The 14,602-nt window shown below is 43.3% G+C and carries 17 protein-coding genes; 10 read left to right on the forward strand and 7 right to left on the reverse strand.

The window, feature by feature from the left end:
* The 3 genes from ACRQ5D_RS09170 to ACRQ5D_RS09180 all read right to left on the reverse strand — a co-directional run bounded on the left by ACRQ5D_RS09170 (window position 1) and on the right by ACRQ5D_RS09180 (window position 1,461).
* A complete protein-coding gene (locus ACRQ5D_RS09170) occupies window positions 1-219 on the reverse strand; it encodes a tautomerase family protein (RefSeq protein WP_091173280.1) in 219 nt (72 codons plus the stop codon).
* 26 nt (window positions 220-245) lie between these two features.
* The gene (locus ACRQ5D_RS09175; RefSeq protein WP_129569457.1) at window positions 246-779 is read right to left on the reverse strand and encodes a YceI family protein; all 534 of its coding nucleotides are present in this window, start codon (window positions 777-779) and stop codon (window positions 246-248) included.
* Window positions 780-888: 109 nt separating this feature from the next.
* A complete protein-coding gene (locus ACRQ5D_RS09180) occupies window positions 889-1,461 on the reverse strand; it encodes a Crp/Fnr family transcriptional regulator (RefSeq protein ID WP_091173285.1) in 573 nt (190 codons plus the stop codon).
* Between the two features lie 157 nt (window positions 1,462-1,618).
* On the opposite strand from ACRQ5D_RS09180, the gene ACRQ5D_RS09185 reads away from it, so the two are divergent.
* From ACRQ5D_RS09185 to ACRQ5D_RS09205, 5 genes are all read left to right on the forward strand, one after another.
* A complete protein-coding gene (locus ACRQ5D_RS09185) occupies window positions 1,619-2,104 on the forward strand; it encodes a peptide deformylase (protein WP_432328702.1) in 486 nt (161 codons plus the stop codon).
* 44 nt (window positions 2,105-2,148) lie between these two features.
* Window positions 2,149-2,391: a VOC family protein gene (locus ACRQ5D_RS09190; RefSeq protein ID WP_432328704.1), complete on the forward strand. Its 243-nt coding sequence runs from the start codon at window positions 2,149-2,151 to the stop codon at window positions 2,389-2,391.
* 32 nt (window positions 2,392-2,423) lie between these two features.
* Entirely contained in the window at window positions 2,424-2,531 is a 108-nt protein-coding gene (locus tag ACRQ5D_RS09195; protein WP_432328706.1) for a hypothetical protein, read from the forward strand.
* A gap of 128 nt (window positions 2,532-2,659) precedes the next feature.
* The gene (locus ACRQ5D_RS09200; RefSeq protein ID WP_432328708.1) at window positions 2,660-3,007 is read left to right on the forward strand and encodes a hypothetical protein; all 348 of its coding nucleotides are present in this window, start codon (window positions 2,660-2,662) and stop codon (window positions 3,005-3,007) included.
* Window positions 3,004-3,699 carry a DUF4097 family beta strand repeat-containing protein gene (locus ACRQ5D_RS09205; protein ID WP_432328711.1) on the forward strand — a complete coding sequence of 232 codons (696 nt, stop codon included), beginning with the start codon at window positions 3,004-3,006 and terminating at the stop codon, window positions 3,697-3,699. The genes ACRQ5D_RS09200 and ACRQ5D_RS09205 overlap by 4 nt, the downstream gene beginning before the upstream one ends.
* A 63-nt stretch (window positions 3,700-3,762) precedes the next feature.
* On the opposite strand, the gene ACRQ5D_RS09210 is transcribed toward ACRQ5D_RS09205, so the two are convergent.
* A complete protein-coding gene (locus ACRQ5D_RS09210; RefSeq protein ID WP_432328713.1) occupies window positions 3,763-4,590 on the reverse strand; it encodes an MFS transporter in 828 nt (275 codons plus the stop codon).
* Window positions 4,591-4,592: 2 nt separating this feature from the next.
* Window positions 4,593-4,934 (reverse strand): hypothetical protein, encoded by a 342-nt coding sequence (locus tag ACRQ5D_RS09215; protein WP_432328715.1) that lies wholly within the window; start codon window positions 4,932-4,934, stop codon window positions 4,593-4,595.
* Between the two features lie 403 nt (window positions 4,935-5,337).
* Between ACRQ5D_RS09215 and ACRQ5D_RS09220 the strand changes: the two genes are divergently transcribed.
* The 5 genes from ACRQ5D_RS09220 to ACRQ5D_RS09240 all read left to right on the forward strand — a co-directional run bounded on the left by ACRQ5D_RS09220 (window position 5,338) and on the right by ACRQ5D_RS09240 (window position 12,058).
* Window positions 5,338-5,922: a hypothetical protein gene (locus tag ACRQ5D_RS09220; RefSeq protein WP_432328717.1), complete on the forward strand. Its 585-nt coding sequence runs from the start codon at window positions 5,338-5,340 to the stop codon at window positions 5,920-5,922.
* A gap of 333 nt (window positions 5,923-6,255) precedes the next feature.
* Window positions 6,256-9,249 carry a SusC/RagA family TonB-linked outer membrane protein gene (locus ACRQ5D_RS09225; RefSeq protein WP_091173302.1) on the forward strand — a complete coding sequence of 998 codons (2,994 nt, stop codon included), beginning with the start codon at window positions 6,256-6,258 and terminating at the stop codon, window positions 9,247-9,249.
* A gap of 62 nt (window positions 9,250-9,311) precedes the next feature.
* Window positions 9,312-9,581 carry a hypothetical protein gene (locus ACRQ5D_RS09230; RefSeq protein WP_431199446.1) on the forward strand — a complete coding sequence of 90 codons (270 nt, stop codon included), beginning with the start codon at window positions 9,312-9,314 and terminating at the stop codon, window positions 9,579-9,581.
* Window positions 9,539-10,885 (forward strand): RagB/SusD family nutrient uptake outer membrane protein, encoded by a 1,347-nt coding sequence (locus tag ACRQ5D_RS09235; protein ID WP_431199447.1) that lies wholly within the window; start codon window positions 9,539-9,541, stop codon window positions 10,883-10,885. Before ACRQ5D_RS09230 ends, ACRQ5D_RS09235 begins: the two co-directional genes overlap by 43 nt.
* 78 nt (window positions 10,886-10,963) lie before the next feature.
* Entirely contained in the window at window positions 10,964-12,058 is a 1,095-nt protein-coding gene (locus tag ACRQ5D_RS09240) for a phosphatidylinositol-specific phospholipase C1-like protein (RefSeq protein WP_091173307.1), read from the forward strand.
* A 74-nt stretch (window positions 12,059-12,132) separates the two neighbouring features.
* Here ACRQ5D_RS09240 and ACRQ5D_RS09245 read toward each other — a convergent pair whose 3' ends face one another.
* Window positions 12,133-12,414, reverse strand: a complete 282-nt coding sequence (locus ACRQ5D_RS09245) for a DUF4242 domain-containing protein (protein ID WP_091173310.1) — start codon at window positions 12,412-12,414, stop codon at window positions 12,133-12,135.
* A 254-nt stretch (window positions 12,415-12,668) separates the two neighbouring features.
* Complete coding sequence (locus ACRQ5D_RS09250; RefSeq protein ID WP_091173314.1) at window positions 12,669-14,525, reverse strand: chloride channel protein; 1,857 nt, start codon at window positions 14,523-14,525, stop codon at window positions 12,669-12,671.
* Window positions 14,526-14,602 lie beyond the last annotated feature (77 nt).

The raw sequence follows: 14,602 nt of genomic DNA on the forward strand, positions 1-14,602 counted from the left end.
TTATTTCTTGTTGGCAGTGATGCCTCTTTCTCTTAATACTGATGTCTGTTCGCCGGCATATCCCCAATCATCCAGCTCAATTTCGCTGATCACTACATGGGTTAAATGCGGGTCTTTGTTCAGGGTATCGGTAATCAAATCGGTTACACCCTTTATCAGGATTTGTTTCTGCTCGCGGGTAACACCTTCGCGGGTCAGTTCAATTTTTACGTATGGCATGGCTTTAGTTTTTAAGCAAAGCTGTTTTAAACAGCTTTTGCGGTTATGTTTACATTCAGGTCAAAATCGTTGTAGATAAGTGTATCGCCCAGGTCTTTAAAAAAGTTTCCGGAACGAAACCTCATACCATATTTGGTACGGTCCACCACAACTTTACCGGTTGCGCTTACCGTATCGGCAGCGCGGTTAACTTGCGCATCAAAACCTACAGCATGGGTAATGCCTTTTATGGTCAGGTCGCCGGTGATCCGATAAGTGCCGTTGCTGCCTTTGTTGATCGCAGTAACCACAAATTGAGCTTCAGGATAGTTTTCTGAATTAAAGAAGTCGTCGGAAGCAAGGTGGCCTGCAAACTGGGCGTTGGTAGCCGGGTCAGTTATGTCAAGAATTTTAATAGAGGTGGTGTCTATATCGAATTTACCGCCGGTTAATTGTCCATCTGCAAAAGTTAAAGAGCCTTCTTTTATAGCGATGGTACCATTGTGTGCGCCTGTAACTTTACGACCAATCCAGTCGATGTTACTTTTTGCGCTGATGATTTCAAATTTTTGAGTTTCCATTTTGTTATGTCTTTAATGACAATACAAAGTTGGGGACTAATGGCCTGGAAACTGTGTGACCTACATCACAATTGAAATACCACTTTATTTATGTGATGTACATCACATTTTAAGAATGGTATAAACGGCTCAATGTTTCCCTTGAAACGCCTAAGTATGAGGCTATTAATTGTTTAGGAACCACATTGTACAAAGTAGGGTACTGCGCCAGTAACTCTTCATAACGACGTTTTGCGTTGTTATTCATAAATGATAGCAGCCTTTTTTGAGCAGCTACATAGCCCTTGTTGGTACGCCAGCGAAAAAAGTGCTCGCTTGCGTGAATTTCATTGCAAAGCTTTTCGCGGTCCTGGCCGGTGAGGCAAAGTACTTCGGCATCGGTAATACAATCCAGGCTAATTGTAGCACGTTCACCGCTGTAAAGCGCGTTATAATCTGAAGCCCACCAGGTAGGCATGGCAAACTGCAGGATGAACATTTTCATGTCGTCGTTAATAAAAAACGACTTCAGATAGCCCGAAAGTACAAAATACTCACAGTCTACTTTATCACCTTCCCCGATTATAGTTTGCCCTTTTTTAAATGTTTTGTAGGTAAAATGCGAAAAGAAATAATCGAACTGCTCGTCGGTCAGCGAGGCGGTTTTGCTTACGTGCTCTTTTAAAATTTCTTTTGGCTGCATGTGATATAAAATAACTACAAAAAAACTTTATTTGTATAAGAAAGTCAATGTTTAACTTTCCCGCATTTCCGCTTATTGGGGTCTTGATATAAAGTTAAAGCAATTCATGAGGGATTAAAGTGATTCCGTAAGTGATAAATTTACGTTTTACTATGGAATGAAAAAATTGAACGATATTTTGCTGCTTGGCGATGAGCGTCTTTACCAGGTTTGCCCGCCAGTATTACCAGACGAACTGCCACTTGTACGCGGTTGGGTTGAAGATATGCATAATGTAATGCATGAAATAAGGCTGAAATACAACTTCGGCCGGGCTATCGCTGCCCCCCAATTGGGCATTATGAAACGCCTCGTTTACATGAATATTGACAAGCCTGTAGTTTTCATTAACCCCGAAATACAGGACGCCAGCGATGAACTTTTTGAACTTTGGGACGATTGCATGAGCTTTCCTAACCTGCTGGTAAACGTTAAAAGGCATAAAACCATCACGGTAAATTACCTCGACGAAAACTGGCAGCAACAGCAGTGGGTAATGATGGATGCCCTGTCTGAACTGATGCAGCACGAGCATGATCATTTAAATGGTATTTTATGTACCATGCGGGCTATCGACAGCAAGTCATTTAAATGGCGGCTGTAGTAAGTTTTTTTAACTGTTGATGTATTCATCTTATTTTTCTGCTTATGAAGCAATTTATAACACACATTACATTGGTGGTTAATGACTATGACGAAGCAATTCAATTCTATGTAGAAAAATTGAATTTCGACCTGGTCGAAGACACATCGATCAATGAAAATAAAAGATGGGTTTTGGTAAGGCCCAGGGGGGCATTTGAGTGTAGCTTGCTGTTAGCAAAGGCCGTAGGTGATGAACAAAAAAGTCGGATAGGACAGCAAACGGGTGGCCGCGTATTTCTTTTTTAAGGACCGATGATTTTTGGCGCGATTACCGTGCGATGCAGGACAAAAACATCATCTTCGTTCGTGAACCCCAGGCGGAACCATACGGCACGGTTGCCGTTTTTAAAGATCCCTTTGGTAATTTATGGGATTTGCTTGGTTGAGCCCAAAGCTGCCAAAATCCGGTCACCAAAGCTTCTTATAATACGGCTGTTAAATAAAAAATTAAAAACGCCTGTAACGTATAGGGGTAAAGTGTGGTCATAGCTGTATTACCATTAAAACCCCATTTATGAAAAACTATATTTTACTTCTTCTGCTTGCCGGGCAAACCGCGGTGGCAGCAGCGCAAGATGGCGACAGCCGTTCGTTATATCTTACCAAATCATTGGCTAACGATGCCATTACCAGCGCCGTGGTACGTACATCGGCCGGAGGTATTGTAGTTAGCGGGCAGGCCGGCCAAGCTCCGCGGGTGGAAGTTTATATTAAAGGCAACAACGGTAATGATCTTTCAAAGGAAGAGATCAAAAAACGCCTTGACAAGGATTATACACTCGACATATCGGTTAGCGGGCATGAAGTTAGGGCCATTGCTAAAAGCAAGCGTCAAAACTTTTTAACTGGAGAAGCTCATTGAGCATCTCGTTTCGTATTTATGTACCGCAGCAATGCGCAACCGACCTGGAAACCAGCGGCGGCGGTATTGGTCTTGATAATTTAAAAGGCAACGAAAAATTTAGCACCAGCGGCGGCGGTTTAACTATCGACAGGCTTTACGGTACCATCCGCGGTAACACCTCGGGCGGCGGCATTCATGTTTCCAATTCGGGCGATGATATTTCGCTTGAAACCAGCGGAGGCGGTATTGAGGCTAAAAACTGTAACGGCAGGATCAGGCTTGAAACCAGTGGCGGTGGTATAACTTTAGAAAATTTAAAGGGTAATATTAACGCCGAAACCAGTGGTGGCGGTGTTAACGGCAATAATATCAGTGGTGAGCTCATCACCAGCACATCAGGAGGCAGCATTGATCTTAAACGCATGGCAGGGAGTATTAGCGCGCAAACCAGCGGCGGCGGTCTGTACGCCCAAATGCTAAAAGTTGGCAAATATCTTAAACTGGAATCAAGCGCCGGCAATGTTGATATCGAACTTCCGCAAAACCAGGGCTATGACCTCGATCTGCGAGGTGAAGGTGTTTCTCCATCATCGGTTGCCAAATTTAACGGGCAATGGGAAAAAGAACGGGTTAGCGGCAAATACAATGGCGGCGGCATTCCGGTTAACGCAGAGGCATCTGGAGGGAGTGTTAATATAAAATTCAGGTAAGCATTTAATAATTAAGCAATAAAAAGAAAAGCTCCGGGTTTGTGATCCGGAGCTTTTCTTTTTCTATCCCTTGTTGGTGTTCCGCCCGTTTATCAATGCCATTAATCCCCAAACCGGCCCTATGGCCAGTAGCATATAAATATATCGCGCGTTTTCGGCCGTTCGTAAAGCCGCGATCAGTTGAATACTTATAATAGTAATGGCAAAGCCTATGCAATTAACAATAGTTAACGCGGTACCTTTTAATTGCTGATCGGCATTTTGCGCAACCAGAGTCGAAAATAACGGCGAATCGGCGATTGCAGCCGTACTCCAAACCAATAAAAACCCGATCATTGCCCCAGCCGAACCTGCAAACAAAAATAGCGGCGATACCAAACAGCAGGTACACGAAATTGTTAATGCCAGTACCGCCACATTTTTTACACCCTTGTATTTAGATATAATGCCGCTGCCCGCACAGGCCAGCGCCCCAGCCCCAATAATCAGAAAAGATAACAACGGAACATTTAAATCGGCAGCTATGAACCTGGCGTTGTAAGTTGTTAACATTACCGGCACAAAAGCCCAAAAAGCATAAAGCTCCCACATATGACCAAAGTAGCCGAAGGCAGCAGCCCTGAACTGTCGGTTGCCAAAACTTTGTATAAACGCGGCCGGGTTCAGCGCCTGTGCGGGTTTTCTTTCCGCACCATCCGGTACAAGCAATACCATAGCACATCCACCCAAAGCGGCTAATGCCGAAGTTGACAAAATAACATAGCGCCATGGCAATGCCCCCATTAAACTTTTTAGCAGGTGCGGAAATGATGTGCCTAATACCAAAGCCCCAACCAAAAATCCCAACGCTTTGCCTAATCCCTGCGGATAATGATCTGAGGCTATTTTCATGCCTACCGGATAAATCCCGGCCAGGAAAAACCTGTGGAATATCTTAGTATCAGTATTGTAGCAGCACCTGTACCCGACAGGCACGCCAATGCGTTGATAAAAGCGGCAATAAGCGCGCAGATAAAAAACACCCGCACCGGCGAAAATCTGTCGGCAATGCTAAGGATAGCAAAAACGAGAGTGCCGGTAATAAAGCCAAGCTGAACCGCGCTTGTTAAGTAAGCCAGATAAGAGGGTTCAAGCTGCAATTGTTTGGCCATATCGCTCATAACAGCATTGCCTGCAAACCACAATGAAGTGCAAAAAAACTGGGAAAATACAATTACCGGGAGTATACGTTTCATTTGATTTGGAAATACTCTTATAATGGAGGATATTAAAAGCCCACAATAATAGTTATAAACCGTGTTAGAAATATAAGAACTGTTTTTGTCAGGGGGCGTTTAATCATCGACACATCGCACCTGCAGAGCCAATATATTTTGATTTGACCTTTCGATAAACACGATGCTCCTATGGAGTAAATAGCCGAGGCTGTAAAACACCGGAGGAGTATCGTGTTTATAGCAAAATCATCTTAAACAACTAAAGGCTCCGTAGATGCCTCGTATTTAAATGTGATATGATTTCCATTTTTATTTTACGTTATGTTGCTTTTAGAAAAATATGTATCTTGAATTTCAAACCTACCCTAACCTTTCGCCACTATCAATGGATAAACAACAAATTACCGAGCAGATAAAATGAATGATAGCTGATGGTAATACCGACCATGAAATTGAGGCTTTGTTGATTGGAGAGGGGGTTACACGTGCCGAAGCAAAGCGTGCTCTTGCTATAATCAAACATGAATTGTTTCCAGAAAAATGCCCTGAATTTATTGAGCCCGATAAACGTCGTAATTATTGGTGGTCTGTTTTATTAACCCTTGCTGCTATCTTTACGCTGGGTACTTTATACTACCATCATCAGCATGAATTAAACACAGCCGAAAGAGAAATAACCCCAGCCGATATGATCCTGCTTATGAAAGCAGGGCCGGGCGTTTATACTACCGAACTCAATAAAATCAACAGCGGATGGGTTTTTGACCAGGATAAAGACAGATGGGAAAATAAGAAACGAAAAACAGCCCTCGCCATCAGGATGGAACAACTCCTGTACATGTGCCCTGTGCTGCACGATCATTCATTCCAGGACTATCTTGAAAGCCACGACTTCAGAGACATAATTTATGGAAAACCCGGAAGCAAGATTTACCAAAACAACGAGTTTATGTTTACTATTCAAACCAATGGAGCCTACACAATGATCTCGTTGGCCAACCGGTAAATTGCGCCATTGCTTCTAAACGTATCTTTTTTGATCGATTGTAAAAAAGTCAAATTTTTTAGCAGGCGCTTCATAACACCCTTTTTACAAAACGCCCAAATTTAAACCTTGTTAATCCCCGGTTAACAAGGTCTGCTTGTTTGTCAATAACAAAAAGCTGAAAACCAGCTAAAAGCAGCGTAAATAAGAAAAACAATATCGATTTTAATTAATAGATAAGTTAACCCTATATTTATTTCCTGATAATAAAACAACCGTTGCTTTGCACCAATTATCGCCCTACTATCTCAACTTGGGCATCTATTAAAACAGGGTTTGTCATTAATTAAAACTATGAAAAAAAACTACAGATTTATTTTAAGGCTCTTTTTTGAAAAAAGTAAAACGATTTGTCTTTTCCTGCTGATGTTTATAGCCTCGTCAGCGGTTTTTGCACAGGACGGCACCATAAAAGGTACCGTTACCGATGAAAGTAATCTTCCTTTACCCGGCGTAGTGGTAACCGTAAAAAGTTCGGGAAGATCAACTTCAACCAACGCTAACGGTGGCTATACCGTAAAAACAAGCGGCGCCGGCGATGTCCTTAAATTTACCTTTTTAGGCTCGGTACCAAAGGAGGTTACTATTGGCGAAAAGAACACGGTGAATGTTACTATGGTTACCGATACCAAACAACTTAAAGATGTTGTAGTTATCGGTTATGGTACCGCAAGCCGCAAGGATGTAACAGGCGCTATTACTTCGGTTAAAGCCGAAGATTTTAATGCCGGTGTATTAACCACTCCTGCCGAACTATTGCAGGGTAAGGTAGCCGGTTTAAATATTACCAAAAGTGGTGACCCTAACAAACAGCCTGCTACCATTTTAAGGGGGCCCTCAACTTTACGTGAAGGTGCAGCTCAGCAACCTTTTTATGTAATTGATGGGGTGCCGGGTGCTTCTATCGATCTTTTGGCCCCCGCCGATATCGAAAGCATCGACGTGCTGAAAGACGCATCGTCGACAGCTATTTACGGTTCACGTGCTGCCAACGGTGTAATCATTGTTACTACCCGCAGGGCCAAAGCCGGTCAAACAAGGTTAACTTACAGTGCTTATGGCGCCGTTGAGAACGTGTCAAAAAACATTGATGTACTTACCGGCGACGAGCTGCGTAAATATTTAACAGACAACGGTGTGCCTAAATTAAGCGCTGCTGATGACGATGGTTCAAATACCAATTGGCAAAAACTGGCCGAGCGTACGGGTTATTCACAAAACCATAATCTTTCATATGGCGGCGCCGGCACCAATTCGGAGTATGGTGCAAGCGTAAACTACATGAAAAACAATGGTATATTGAGAAATACCAGCCTGGAACGTACTATTTATAAAGGTTATATCAACCAGCGGTTTTTTAATGATCGTTTAAAATTGGGTATCACACTTACCAACAGTGCTACCAAAAACAACGATATCTTCCAAAGCCAGGTGTTATCGGGTATTTTATTCTACCTGCCAACGGTTAGTCCTTTTAACCCGGATGGTACCTATAAAGAAAACTATACCCGTACAGGTAGCGGTCCTTTGAACCCGTTATCATTAATAAATAACAACTTTACCAAAACAGAGAACAACAAAACATTGATCAATGGTTTTGCCTCTGTTGACATCCTGAAAGGTTTAAAATTTACCATATCGGGATCAACCCAAAAAGAACAGAATAACGTTAATACCTATTCTACCAGCCAATCTGGTATCTATGTTAATCAAAATGGAGTGGCCGTACGCAGTGCTTACACCAATACCAGCAACGTAGTTGAGGCTTATTTTAACTACGATCGCGTATTCGGTAAGCATTCATTGAAATTGTTAGGTGGTTACTCTTATCAGCAAGACCGTAATAACGATGGTTTTGGTGTGCAAACACAAAACTTTTCAAATGATGCTTTAACATACAACTACCTGGCGCTGTCAAACCCAACGCAGCTTTCGCAAATTGTGTTCAACCCTAACTATATTTCTACGTTGAGGTTCGTATCGTTCTATGCCCGTGGCCAGTATGAGTTTTCGGATAAATACTTGTTACAGGCTTCGTTAAGGGAAGACGGTTCATCGGCATTTGGTATTAACCAGCGCCATGGTTACTTCCCGGCGGCTTCTGCGGGTTGGAAAATCATTAACGAAGATTTCATGAAATCGGTTCCGGTTATCAGCGACCTGAAATTAAGGGCTGGTTACGGTGTATCTGGTAACAGCTTAGGTTTTGATGCCTTTACTGCAAGGTTAATTTACGGTGTGCCGCCGGGCGGCGGTAAATTCCTGAGCAATGGTAACATTATTAATCCCATTGGCCCAGTACGTAATGATAACCCTGATTTGAAATGGGAAAGTACTGCTACCACCAACATCGGTTTGGACTTTGGTTTGTTCAACAACCGCTTAACCGGCTCGGTAGATTATTATATCAAAAAAACATCCGACCTGATCTATACCTACCCGGTATCAACCACGCTTTACTTCTATCCGTTTTACACTGCTAACGTAGGTAAAATCAAAAACAGCGGTATCGAGGTTGTTTTAAATGCGGTACCTGTAAAATCACAAGCTTTTACATGGCGTACTTCATTCAACGTTTCGCATAATAAAAACGTTGTACAAAGCTTATCGAACAGCCAGTTCGGTCTTAACTTTATACAAACCGCGCAGTTAGGCGGTAAAGGCCAGTCGGGCAATTATAGTCAGATCATACAACCTGGTTATGCTATCGGCACATTTGACCTGTGGCACTATATGGGTAAAAACGCCAATGGTGTAAGTACCTATCAAAAAGCCGACGGATCGGTAATAGCAACCCAGCCTTTAACTTCTGATCAGTTTATTAAATATGATGCGCAGCCTAAATTGGTTTACGGTTGGAGCAACAGTTTCTTTTATAAAGGCTTCGACTTAAACTTCCTGGTGCGTGGTGTTTATGGTAACAAGATCCTTAACGCCACCCTTGCTTCATTGAATAACCCTGCGGATTCAAAACTGCAGAACATCCCAAGGTTTACCTTGGGCGAATCATTTAAGGATGTCAATGCCTACCTGATCTCTGACCGTTTCCTTGAAAGCGGCTCATACCTGCGTTTGGATAACGCTACTTTGGGTTATACCGTCAAGCCACACATCCAGGCCATAAAAAGCCTGCGTTTTTATGCATCGGGCAATAATATTTTTATCATCACCAAATACCGTGGTGTTGATCCCGAAGTTAATATCGGCGGCTTAACCCCGGGTATCGATAACCGCGATTTCTATCCTAAAACACGCACGTTCAGCTTAGGTATAACCGCATCATTCTAAAAAACCTCAGAAAGACAAAAGATGAAAAAGATTTTTTTATATGTGCCGCTATTGCTGTGATCATGAGCACATATTCATGTACAAAATTAGATGTACCTGTTGAATCACAATATGTAAAGTCAAATTTCCCTGTTACTGATGCCGATTATACGGCATTACTGGGTACTATTTATTCAAACCTGTCGTCAAGTTACGCAGTACCATACTGGCGCATGCAGGATATGTCAACCGATGAGGCTATCCTGCCTGCCCGAGATGGCAACTTTGACGATGGGGGCAGTACCGTCAGTTGCACTACCACACCTGGACCTTTGATCACCCTAACGTCATAGGCGTATGGCAATGGGGCTTTGGCGGTATCAATACCTGTAATCGTATTATCAGCGTTATAAATAACTCACCATCGTCAGCAACAAAAAAAGCGTCGTCAACTGCCGAGGTTAAAGCAATGCGTGCCTTGTACCTGTATTTTATGATGGATTTGTATGGAAACGTTCCTATCATCACCGACTTCCCTGTGACTACGCAACCTACCAATCAGCCACGCGCTAAAGTGTATGAGTTTATTGAAAGCGAATTAAAATCCGTTTTACCGTTATTACCCGCAAAAAGCAGCAACGGCCCAACAAACGTAGCACAATACGGCCGTCCAACAAAGGGTATGGTGTTTGCCTTGCTCGCAAAAATGTACCTAAACTCGGGTGTATACACGGGTACCACCCGTTACCAGGAAACCGTTGCCATGTGCGATAGCGTGCAGGCCAACACCAATTATTTCCTGGATGCAAAATACCGCGATATATTTTTGCCAACCAACGGCGCTCAAGTCAATGAAACTATTTTCGCCGTTCCTTATGATCAGCAAATTCCGGGCAACCAGTTTACCCGTTTTGGTTTCTTTTATTACCTGGCGCAAGCATACGGCTTTAACGTAGGCTTAAGTATTGCCATGAGCACCACACCTGAGTTCTATAACCGCTTTAACATTCCCGGCGATGACCGTACCAAAACATGGCTTGCGGGACCGCAATATTATCCTGATGGCAATGGCGGCTTCACCAATCAACCTGTCTATTACCCGGCTCCGAATGCAATCAAACAAATTAACATTATCCCAACACTAACCCTTACCGGCTTAAAACCAATGGATTTGGGTAATGATGTGACAACCTCGCAATCGGAAGGTGTACGTTCAATTAAATACTATCCTGATGTTAACATCATCCAGGCTACCCGTTTAAACAGTAACGATGTACCGGTATTCCGTTTGGCCGATATTTACCTGATGAAAGCTGAAGCTATTTTACGCGGTGCGGCTCCAACAACCATCAATGGCGATGCCCAAACTCCGCTTACTTTGGTAAACAAACTACGCAGCCGTGCCCACGCGGAGCTTGCTACATCAATTGATTTGGATGGTTTGCTGGATGAGCGCGCGCGTGAGCTTTCATGGGAAGCATGGCGCCGTAATGACCTGATCCGTTATGGCTTATTCGAGAAAGAGTATCCACTACCGGTTATGGGCGGCAAAACGGACGACCTGAAAATGAACACCGATCCAACCCGTAGGTTATATCCGATTCCATCAACCGAATTAAAAACCAACCCTAACCTGAAACAGAACCCGGGCTATTAATTAGTAACATTTTTTATACAAGCGCAAAAGGCCTGCCTTTTGCGCTTGTTTTGTTAAACCAATAATATATTTACCAAAATGAAACTTACAGGCGGATTAATTGGGGGCATTATTCTTTCAGCATCTGCGCTATTGAGCAATCCAGGCGACCAGAAAATGAACCATTTCCAGGTAATAGGCTCGCACAATAGCTATAAACAAGCCATCAACCCTAAGCTGTTCCGTTTTTTGCAACAGCGCGATTCGGTTGGTATGAGCAAGATCGATTATGAGCACATCAGTCTTACCGACCAGCTTAATTTAGGTTTAAACGCTTTGGAAATAGACGTTTACGCCGATACCAAAGGTGGCAAGTATGCCCACCCTAAAGGGCTGGATTGGGTACCGGGCCAGCCTGCTTTTGATACCCGGGGCGTAATGAAGGAGCCGGGTTTTAAAGTATTCCACATTGAGGATATTGACTTCCGCAGCAATTGCGCAACTTTTAAGCTTTGCCTGCAGGAGTTGAAGAAATGGAGTGATGAACATCCTGATCATAATCCCATTTACATTACCATGAATGCTAAAGACGAGCCGTCAAAAAAACCAGGGTTCACTGTTCCGGAAAAATTTACAGCTAAAACCTTTGACAATCTGGATAAAGAAATTTTAGACTATCTGGGCAAACAATATTTAATTACCCCCGATGATGTGCGCGGCACATACAAAACCCTTGAAGCCGCTGTATTGCACAACAACTGGCCAACGCTTAAAGCGGCCAAAGGGAAGTTCATTTTTATTCTTGATGAAAAAGGCGAAAAAAGAGCTGCCTATATCGCAGGTCACCCATCGTTAAAAGGCCGTGTATTGTTTGCCGATGCATTGCCGGGCACACCTGAAGCCGCCATTCACATTATGAATGATGCTAAAAAGGACCTGGCAGCCATTCAAAAACTGGTTAAGAAAGGTTACATTATCCGTACCCGTGCCGACTCGGATACAGAAGAAGCCCGCGCAAATGATATGAGCTCGTTTATAGCAGCCCAAAAATCAGGTGCACAGATCATCAGTACCGATTATTATAAAAAAAGTACCCATTTTAAATCTGATTATGTGATCAGTTTTGCAGGCGGCAATTATTTTAAACCCGATCCGCTGTTTAAAACCAACGCTTCTGTTTCGGTGGGTAACTAAAACACATCACTATAAAATAATAGAGGCCGGTATTAAAACTACGGGCCTCTTTTTGTTACCAGCCGGCATTGATATTAAACTGTGGCGGTGCTTGTTGTTGGATCAATGATGGCTTTAACTTCGGCAATACTGGTTACCGGGAAGCCGCCTTTCATGGCATGTTCGCGAATAACATCTTCACTTTCGGCAATGTGGATGCAATAGATCTTATCAGCCGTAACAAACGACTGAATCCAATGGTATGGCTTTCCCAATTCATTTACAACCGAACACGATGCCTGTGAAATAGCCTGTAATTCCTCGGCCGATAGGTTACCAGCGCCGGGCAGCTCCCTTTCAATTACAAATTTTTTCATAAAATATGATTTAATAAAGGTTAAATATTACTTTCAACAGCAACGCTAAATCAACAGGTGTAATTGGCAGAAATGGAAAATAAAATGCTGATAAATAAGTAGCAACATTTTATAAATCAAAGCTATAGAATAAATAAGCAATAACCCAGCTTCGGCGTATTTAATTTTTACGAGGTAGGAGTGTTCAGAAAAAAGAAACCCCGCGTGATCTTACATCACGCGGGGTTCCTTTTTAATTCAAACGCCTTTTATTTTTAAGATTTAGCCTTGCTGCGGCCACGGGCAGCGATTTTAAGCCTACGCCGTTTAAGGGAGATCTGTGTGTTTTGCTTCCTGTTTTCGGCAACGTACTGATAGTAGGTGTTCAAGATCTCTTTATAGGAGATTTGCCCGGCTATGGTATTTCCGGTGGCAATAACGGGAAGCACCTCTACCGATTCTTCGGCCATAATCTCCACAACGCGTTTCAGCGGATCATTGCTTTTCACGGCCTGTTTACTTGCCCTGGTTATATTACTTATGGCGAGTTCGGCAGAAATACTATGGTTATAAATGTCGGTCAGGCTAACCATGCCTGCATAGCTTCCATCATTATTAATCACTATAAAAAAACTTTGGGTAATATTATTTCCGGTAAGCCAGGCCCTGGTTTCGGCTATGGTACTATTGCTTTTTAAGGTTTCACCAACTTCATTATTAACGTCGGCAACAGTTAATACCTGTAACAAATCAGGTTCGTATGAATCAGGGGTGTATACCCCACGGCGGGCAATTTTTTCGGTCATGATGGTATTTTCCATCAGGAAGAATGAAACCAGGTATGATGCTGTACAGGCACCAAGCAAAGGCAGTAATGCGTGCGATTGCATGGTAGCCTCCAGCGCGAAGGTGATACTGGTTAAATAAGCCCTTGAAGCGCCTGCAAACATAGCGGCCATACCAATAAGCGCAGCTATTGGAACACTTATGCCCGCATCAGGAAATACCAGGTGTACCAGTGTGCCAAAAGCCGCACCAGCCGCACCGCCAATGGTTAACAAGGGAGCAAGCGTACCGCCCGAAGTGCCGCTGCCCAGGGCTATAGCCCATGAAAGAAATTTGAATAAACACAAACGCACAATTAGCATCAATGATAATGTGCCCGAAAGAATAGTAATAATATTATCATATCCTACGCCGAGGGTGTGCGGCGCAAAATAACCTATCAGGCCTACCGCCAGGCCACCAATTGCAGGCCACCACATCCAGTGGATAGGCAGTTTTTCAAAGCTATCTTCAATAAAATAAACTATTTTGGTAAGCCCCAATGATATAAAGCCAATGACCAGGCCAATGATGCTGTAAATAGCCAGGGCGGTATTTGAAGGTGTATCTACATCAGGCATCGGGAATACAGGCCCAGCTTCAAATAACAGATGGTGCCCGGCCGCTCCGGTGATACAAGCTAATGCCACCGGTAATATGGCCCTGGGCGAAAACTCGAACAGCAACAGCTCAATAGCTAAAAACACCGCTGCTATGGGTGTGCCAAATATGGCCGACATACCCGCTGTTGCTCCTGCTGCCAAAATAATTTTACGCTCGTTGGGCGATATTTTGAATAACTGACCAAAGGTTGAACCAAGTGCCCCGCCTGTTGCAATAATAGGTCCCTCGGCGCCAAATGGCCCGCCGGTACCTATGGCTATGGCCGATGATACGGGTTTCAGAAAAGTTATAATCGGTTTTATTTTGCTTTTATTTACCAGGATCTGCTCCATTGCCTCAGGTATGCCATGCCCCCTGATCGCCTTGGAGCCATACAGGGCCATAATGCCTACTATAATGCCGCCTATAGCCGGTATAACAATTACCCATAAACCCAAATGGTTATTGGCCGGGCTGTGAAAGCCGGCATCCAGCGTTCCGTAAAATGAGATATTGGTAACGATATTAATAAGATAGATAAGGCCTTTGGCTATTACGCTGATAAGGCCGGCAATAAGTATACAAAGTGCCGATATAAAGATCAGCCTTGTTTTCATTTGCCTGGTGCCTTTTAAGCCGGATTTAAAATTATAAAGATCATTTAGTGAAGGTGAAACCGGGATGGCGTTCTGTTTTGTTTCCATGTTTTGATTAGTCCCGTTCCGTTTTAGGGGACTGTGCTATTTTTCTTGCAAAGGTAATACTTAAAGCAGCATAAATA

The sequence above is a fragment of the Mucilaginibacter sp. P25 genome (assembly GCF_050859465.1).
In the GTDB taxonomy this organism is placed as follows: Bacteria; Bacteroidota; Bacteroidia; order Sphingobacteriales; family Sphingobacteriaceae; genus Mucilaginibacter; species Mucilaginibacter gossypii.

Coding starts and splice junctions, on each gene's coding strand:
- ACRQ5D_RS09250 (WP_091173314.1), bottom strand. CDS start 14,525: ATGGAAACAAAACAGAACGCCATCCCGGTTTCACCTTCACTAAATGAT.
- ACRQ5D_RS09175 (WP_129569457.1), bottom strand. CDS start 779: ATGGAAACTCAAAAATTTGAAATCATCAGCGCAAAAAGTAACATCGAC.
- ACRQ5D_RS09245 (WP_091173310.1), bottom strand. CDS start 12,414: ATGAAAAAATTTGTAATTGAAAGGGAGCTGCCCGGCGCTGGTAACCTA.
- ACRQ5D_RS09180 (WP_091173285.1), bottom strand. CDS start 1,461: ATGCAGCCAAAAGAAATTTTAAAAGAGCACGTAAGCAAAACCGCCTCG.
- ACRQ5D_RS09225 (WP_091173302.1), top strand. CDS start 6,256: ATGAAAAAAAACTACAGATTTATTTTAAGGCTCTTTTTTGAAAAAAGT.
- ACRQ5D_RS09200 (WP_432328708.1), top strand. CDS start 2,660: ATGAAAAACTATATTTTACTTCTTCTGCTTGCCGGGCAAACCGCGGTG.
- ACRQ5D_RS09220 (WP_432328717.1), top strand. CDS start 5,338: ATGATAGCTGATGGTAATACCGACCATGAAATTGAGGCTTTGTTGATT.
- ACRQ5D_RS09190 (WP_432328704.1), top strand. CDS start 2,149: ATGAAGCAATTTATAACACACATTACATTGGTGGTTAATGACTATGAC.
- ACRQ5D_RS09185 (WP_432328702.1), top strand. CDS start 1,619: ATGAAAAAATTGAACGATATTTTGCTGCTTGGCGATGAGCGTCTTTAC.
- ACRQ5D_RS09195 (WP_432328706.1), top strand. CDS start 2,424: ATGCAGGACAAAAACATCATCTTCGTTCGTGAACCCCAGGCGGAACCA.
- ACRQ5D_RS09170 (WP_091173280.1), bottom strand. CDS start 219: ATGCCATACGTAAAAATTGAACTGACCCGCGAAGGTGTTACCCGCGAG.
- ACRQ5D_RS09210 (WP_432328713.1), bottom strand. CDS start 4,590: ATGAAAATAGCCTCAGATCATTATCCGCAGGGATTAGGCAAAGCGTTG.
- ACRQ5D_RS09240 (WP_091173307.1), top strand. CDS start 10,964: ATGAAACTTACAGGCGGATTAATTGGGGGCATTATTCTTTCAGCATCT.
- ACRQ5D_RS09230 (WP_431199446.1), top strand. CDS start 9,312: ATGAGCACATATTCATGTACAAAATTAGATGTACCTGTTGAATCACAA.
- ACRQ5D_RS09215 (WP_432328715.1), bottom strand. CDS start 4,934: ATGAAACGTATACTCCCGGTAATTGTATTTTCCCAGTTTTTTTGCACT.